This is a genomic window from Sphingorhabdus sp. (assembly GCF_044239005.1).
In the GTDB taxonomy this organism is placed as follows: Bacteria; Pseudomonadota; Alphaproteobacteria; order Sphingomonadales; family Sphingomonadaceae; genus Sphingorhabdus_B.
On record NZ_JBIICH010000154.1, the window covers coordinates 1 to 4,314 of the forward strand.

Genomic DNA, 4,314 nt, shown 5'->3' on the forward strand with positions numbered 1-4,314 from the left:
GGCTCCCACCCTCCCCTAACCCCTCCCGCTTGCGGGAGGGGAATATTAAGGAGACCTTTTCATGCCCCGCAATTACGACATCGCCGAACTTCGCCGTTTAGACATCGCCCACCATTTGCCCGCGCAAGCCGATTGGCAGGAAATCGAAGACCTGGGCGGCAGCCGCATCATCACCCATGCTGAAGGCTGCTATATCCATGATGGCGACGGCAATCGCATTTTGGACGGGATGGCTGGCCTGTGGTGTGTCAACGCGGGCTATGGCCGCGATGAGCTCGCTGAGGTTGCGCGCGAACAAATGCTTGAGCTGCCATATTATAACAGCTTCTTCAAAACCGCGAACGCACCTGCCATCTTGCTTGCCGAAAAGATTGCGGGCCTGACTGGCGGCCGCCTGCCACATGTATTTTTCAACAGCTCCGGCTCCGAAGCCAATGACACCATATTGCGGATGGTGCGCCATTATTGGCAGGTGAAGGGCGAACATAGCCGCACCATCGTTATCAGCCGCCACAATGCCTATCATGGCTCCACCGTGGCGGGCGTCAGCATGGGCGGAATGAAGGTCATGCATGGTCAAGGCTTCCCTGCCCCCGGCATCTTGCCGATGGCGGGTATCGAACATGTCCGCCAGCCTTATTGGTACAATGAAGGCCGCGACATGACGCCCGAAGATTTCGGCACCGCATGCGCGCAAGCCATTGAGGACAAGATATTAGAAGTAGGCCCGGAAAATGTCGCCGCCTTCATTGGTGAGCCTTTCCAGGGCGCAGGCGGCGTTATCATTCCGCCAGCCAATTACTGGCCGCAGGTGGAAGCAATCTGCCGCAAATATGGCATATTGTTGGTGTGTGATGAGGTTATCTGCGGCTTTGGCCGGACGGGCAATATTTGGGGCCATGAAACCGTTGGCGTAAAGCCCGATATCATCGCCATGGCGAAGGGGCTGTCATCGGGTTACATGCCGATTTCCGCTGTCGCCGTGAGCGCGGAGATCGTCAAGGTCATCAAAACCGGCGGCGATTTCGTCCATGGCTACACCTATTCCGGCCACCCCGTCGCATCCGCCGTCGCCTTGCGCAATATCGAGATCATGGAGCGCGAGGGACTGTTTGAGAAAGTCCGGAACGAAACGGGCCCCTATCTTGCCGAGAAGCTGGCGACATTGAGCGACCACCCTCTGGTCGGCGAAGCCCGCTCGGTTGGCTTGCTGGGCGCGGTGGAGGTTGTTGCCGACAAGGCCATAGGCGCGCGTTTCGGCGGGGCTGAAGGCACGGCAGGACCATTGGTGCGCGATATCTGCATCCGTAACGGCCTGATGGTCCGCGGCATCCGCGACAGCATCGTAATGTGCCCGCCATTGATTATCACGCCGTCGCAGATCGACGATCTGATTGGCATCATTCGCACGTCACTGGATGAAGCCGAGCCGAAGCTGCGCGCGATCGGGTAGATTATTTAGTCCTTCTATTTCCGTCATGCTGAACTCGTTTCAGCATCTTACTTTCGGCGGCCGATAAGTAAGACCCTGAAGCCGAAGGCGTGCAGCGCACAAACAAGTTCAGGGTGACGGGTCTGGATGATCAGCACTACGGTAAGTTGTTCACGCTAGACAAACCACATCCAATGCTTACCTTGGCTCCATGAAATCCAAAATGCTTCAGCGCGCCCTCGCGGCGGCCATCACCCCCGCCCTGCTTCTTCAGTTTGCGCCTGCACATGCGGCAGCGCCCGTTGCGGCGAAGCCCAAGCCACCTATTCTCACATGCACGACCACGACACCAGAAGGCCTGTCCTATACCGTGATTAAGGCCGGCAAAGGGGAACGCCCGAACGCTGAATCGCGCGTCATGGTCAATTATAAGGGCATGCTGACCGCTGACGGCACCGAGTTTGATTCCGGGCAAGGCGCACAGTTTCCCGTTGGCGGCGTCATCCCCGGTTTTGCGCAGGGCCTGCAATTGATGCAGGCGGGCGGCAGCTACCGTCTCTGCATCCCGTCAAAGCTTGGCTATGGCGAGGCAGGTACCGGCCCCATCCCCGCCAATGCAGATTTGGTGTTCGAAGTTGATTTGCTGTCCTTCAAAAATCCAGCGCCAAAGCCCATCATTCCCGTGGCAGAACGCAGTTGTTCGCAAACCACGGCAAGCGGACTGGGCTTTGACCTTATCAAGGCTGGCACCGGCAAGAGCGCGACGGATAGCGACATGGCGCTTGTTGACTTCACCGTTTTTGACGCCAGCACCGGCGTCGTGCAGCAGCAGCGCGAATGGGAAAAAATTCCGTTGAGCCAAGCGTCGCCCGTGTTCGGCGAGGGGCTAAAAATGATGCAGACAGGGTCAACCTATCGTTTTTGCATGCCAAAGGGCGCCGATTCCGGTCCCGAAAGCAATATCATCGTGACCTTGTTGGATGTCCGGCCTGTGCCAACCGCTGACAATTAAGGCCGGTCGCGTTGGACGGGCTTTGCGTCTAGCTTAATAGGACCACGGGGCTGTCCGCACGCCAGTGCATGCTGACCTTGTCATCCCATGTGAAATCCTCTTGATCATGGCGAGACAGGTTCGGGCGGCTGACGCGGATCATCTGTCCGCCCTCCAGCTGGATTTCATACAGCGTGATATCGCCGAGATAGCTCATGCCCTTAATCGTCCCGCGCGCCAGGTTGTGGCCATCGGGCGCGTCTTGGGCGGCGGCGCGAACGGCTTTGCCTTCGCCGGGCACATGCAGGTAAATCTTTTCCGGACGCAGCGCGACCCAGACGTCGGCGCCATGCGGACCGGTGACACCATGATTGAGGTATATCTTGCCGAGGCCGGGGCAATCGACGGCGGCCTTATCCGGCTCGTCCAGCGTCAACTTGCCCTCGAATATGTTCACCGAACCCACAAAATCGGCAACGAACCGGTTTGCGGGATATTCATACAGATCAGCTGGCGGCGCGAGCTGCGCAACTTCGCCTTTGTTGATGACGGCAACCCGGCTTGCCATCGACAATGCCTCATCCTGATCATGCGTGACGGTGACAAAGGTAATGCCGACCTTGTCCTGCAGATCAGCCAATTCAAACTGCATTTGTGCGCGCAATTTGGCATCTAGCGCCGACAAAGGTTCGTCGAGCAACAGCACCTTTGGCCGCATCACTAGGCTGCGCGCGAGCGCAACACGCTGGCGCTGCCCGCCCGACATCTGGTCCGGCATCCGGTCTTCAAATCCGCCCAGTTTCACCAGTTCAAGCGCCTCGGCAACGCGGTCGCGAATCTCGCCCTTTGATACGCCAGCTATGCGCAGGCCATAGCCGACATTGTCCGTGACGTTCATGTGCGGAAAGACGGCGTAGCTTTGGAATACCATGTTCACGGGCCGCTTGTTCGGCGGCACAAGGCTCATATCCTGCCCGTCGATAATGATCTGCCCCTCGGTCGGCATTTCAAAGCCGGCGATCATCCGCAGCAACGTGGTTTTGCCGCAGCCGGACGGTCCCAACAGCACGAAGAATTCGCCTGCGAGAATATCCAGGCTGATATTATCGACGGCGGTCACCTTGCCAAAGCGTTTGGACACGTTGCGGATTTGAATGATGGGCTGTTTGGCTTGGGTCATAAGCATGATCTCTAATGGGTTTCCGCAATGCCCTTCACGCCCTGCAGTTTCAGCGCGATGAAGGTCAGGATGACAGTAAGGAGGATGAGGATCGTCGACGCGGCGTTTACCTCTGGCGTGACCGAGAAACGGACCATCGAATATACCTTCACCGGGAAGGTAATCGTGTCCGGACCGCTGGTGAAAAAGGTGATGACGAAATCATCGAGACTAAGCGTGAAAGCCAAAAGCGCTCCCGCCACCAACGCCGGCCGTATGTGCGGCAGCAAGACATCGCGAAACGCCTGCCATTCCGTCGCGCCAAGGTCTTTTGCGGCCTCTTCCTCTTCTTTGTTAAAACTCGCCAAGCGCGCACGCACAACCATGGCAACGAACGGGAAGCAAAACGTAATATGCGCAATCGTGATCGCCGAAAGATTGAGCGGCCATGGCAAATCGGTTGGCCAGTCGACCTTTGCAAAAAAGATCAGAAATGCGACGCCCAAACAAATCTCAGGAACAATAATCGGCAGGGACATGGTCCCTTCAACCAGCCCCTTGAACGGAAACCGGAACCGCCAGAGCGCAACCGCGGCAAGCGCACCAATTACAAGGCTGACGATCGTCGCAAGCGCCGCGATGGTGAGCGAGTTGACCAACGCCTCCACCAGACTGTCGTTGTTCAGCGCTTTCTCATAATATTTGAGGGTAAAGCCCTTCCACACGACATTG

At 57.5% G+C, this 4,314-nt stretch carries 4 protein-coding genes; 2 read left to right on the top strand and 2 right to left on the bottom strand.

The window, feature by feature from the left end; translation table 11 throughout:
• The first annotated feature begins 61 nt into the window (after window positions 1–61).
• Both ACILQA_RS10145 and ACILQA_RS10150 read left to right on the top strand, forming a co-directional pair.
• Window positions 62–1,453 carry an aspartate aminotransferase family protein gene (locus ACILQA_RS10145; RefSeq protein WP_395629583.1) on the top strand — a complete coding sequence of 464 codons (1,392 nt, stop codon included), beginning with the start codon at window positions 62–64 and terminating at the stop codon, window positions 1,451–1,453.
• 190 nt (window positions 1,454–1,643) lie between these two features.
• Window positions 1,644–2,444 (top strand): FKBP-type peptidyl-prolyl cis-trans isomerase, encoded by an 801-nt coding sequence (locus ACILQA_RS10150; RefSeq protein WP_395629584.1) that lies wholly within the window; start codon window positions 1,644–1,646, stop codon window positions 2,442–2,444.
• A gap of 28 nt (window positions 2,445–2,472) precedes the next feature.
• Here the strand turns inward: ACILQA_RS10150 and ACILQA_RS10155 are convergent, their stop codons facing one another.
• Together ACILQA_RS10155 and ACILQA_RS10160 are read right to left on the bottom strand one after the other, a co-directional pair.
• Window positions 2,473–3,603 (bottom strand): ABC transporter ATP-binding protein, encoded by a 1,131-nt coding sequence (locus ACILQA_RS10155; RefSeq protein WP_395629585.1) that lies wholly within the window; start codon window positions 3,601–3,603, stop codon window positions 2,473–2,475.
• A gap of 11 nt (window positions 3,604–3,614) precedes the next feature.
• The coding region (locus ACILQA_RS10160; protein WP_395629586.1) for an ABC transporter permease at window positions 3,615–4,314 on the bottom strand (700 nt) is incomplete at its 5' end.